This window comes from Sulfuricurvum sp. (assembly GCF_023229695.1).
Taxonomy (GTDB): domain Bacteria; phylum Campylobacterota; class Campylobacteria; order Campylobacterales; family Sulfurimonadaceae; genus Sulfuricurvum.
Genome location: NZ_JALNYS010000024.1, coordinates 1 through 1,166, shown reverse-complemented (window position 1 = coordinate 1,166; position 1,166 = coordinate 1). Strand labels below are relative to the sequence as shown.

Genomic DNA, 1,166 nt, shown 5'->3' with positions numbered 1-1,166 from the left:
CGATCAACTTTTGGGAAATACGAAATCCATTGGTTCGTGCTTGATCCAAAAACACCCCAGCTTCTTGAACTGTGATGAAACCCCGTTTGATATTGAGATAGATAACCCCGAGTAGTCCTACGATGCTTATCCCCATAGCCGAAGCGATTTTGCGCCCTTTCTTCTCATCGATTACGAGCGGGAGATTTTTAGTTTTTGCCAGCACTATCGCTTCACTCTCCCCTCTATCGAGGAGATAGAGGAGCGTGGAGAGTTCGTCCGTCGCCTCAATGGGAGAAAGTGTGATGAAATTAGGGAGGACAAACCCCTCTTTAGAGTGTATCTCATCCCATACCGCCTGAGGAATAAACACCCTCTCAAATAGATTAGTGAGCAAATCGAAGCGATTTTGGTTTTCGAGGATGATGAGTGTCGTCGAATCGCTCACCACCACCATCAGAGCATTTCCAGAGCTTTAAGATCATCACCGAAATCATAGTCGATCACATCGACTCCCATAAGGGAGAGGATTTTCATTCCATTTTCTTTAGACACCCCCATCGAGGTGCAAAACTGCCCGAGACTCAAATCCCCTTTTTTGTACCCTTCGATTAAAAGCGAGGTTTTAAGCCCCTGAGAGACGACCGTATCGTCAAACGCCACTGCGATCCCGATAGGGGTGCTGCGTTTGGTGATAATCGCAAATTCGTGGTTTTCCATCGCTTTGGTAAAAATAGCAGGGTTAGTCTGAAGTTCTCGTATCCCTATGGTTTGCATACTCACTCCTTTATACTTACATTTGATAGTATAATAGCATATTTTTAAAAATTTGGTAATTAGAAATGTAAGATATTGGTAAAGGTGTCAGGCACTTTTAGCTTTTCCCTCGTTCCCACTCTCTGAGTGGGAATGCAGATTCAATCCAATGCTCTAACTCAGGAGAGTTGGAGGTCGAACGGATCCGTACCGGAGAGAAAAACGAGTCGGCGCTCACACAGCCGACCCCGCGCGCCAGTGAAAAAAGCAACACCTTTTTCACCGCAACCGATACACCGTCGAGCTGATTTACTGATGCCAACCGGCCGCAACGATGTTCATAAGATCCTGATTGGCTCTCACCGAATCGACATTCGAAATAGAGATTCCGTTATCGGCAGCAAATGCCGTTATGTTCTGAACAATCAGAT

Annotated in this window: 3 protein-coding genes; all 3 read right to left on the bottom strand. The window is 45.7% G+C overall.

The window, feature by feature from the left end:
* A partial coding sequence (locus tag M0P91_RS14165) for a hypothetical protein (RefSeq protein WP_295068838.1) occupies nt 1-436 on the bottom strand: 436 nt, incomplete at its 3' end.
* Nucleotides 436-756, bottom strand: a complete 321-nt coding sequence (locus M0P91_RS14160) for a UPF0175 family protein (RefSeq protein WP_295068836.1) — start codon at nt 754-756, stop codon at nt 436-438. The genes M0P91_RS14165 and M0P91_RS14160, both read right to left, overlap by 1 nt.
* Before the next feature lie 97 nt (nt 757-853).
* The gene (locus M0P91_RS14155) at nt 854-1,057 is read right to left on the bottom strand and encodes a hypothetical protein (protein WP_295068833.1); all 204 of its coding nucleotides are present in this window, start codon (nt 1,055-1,057) and stop codon (nt 854-856) included.
* Nucleotides 1,058-1,166 lie beyond the last annotated feature (109 nt).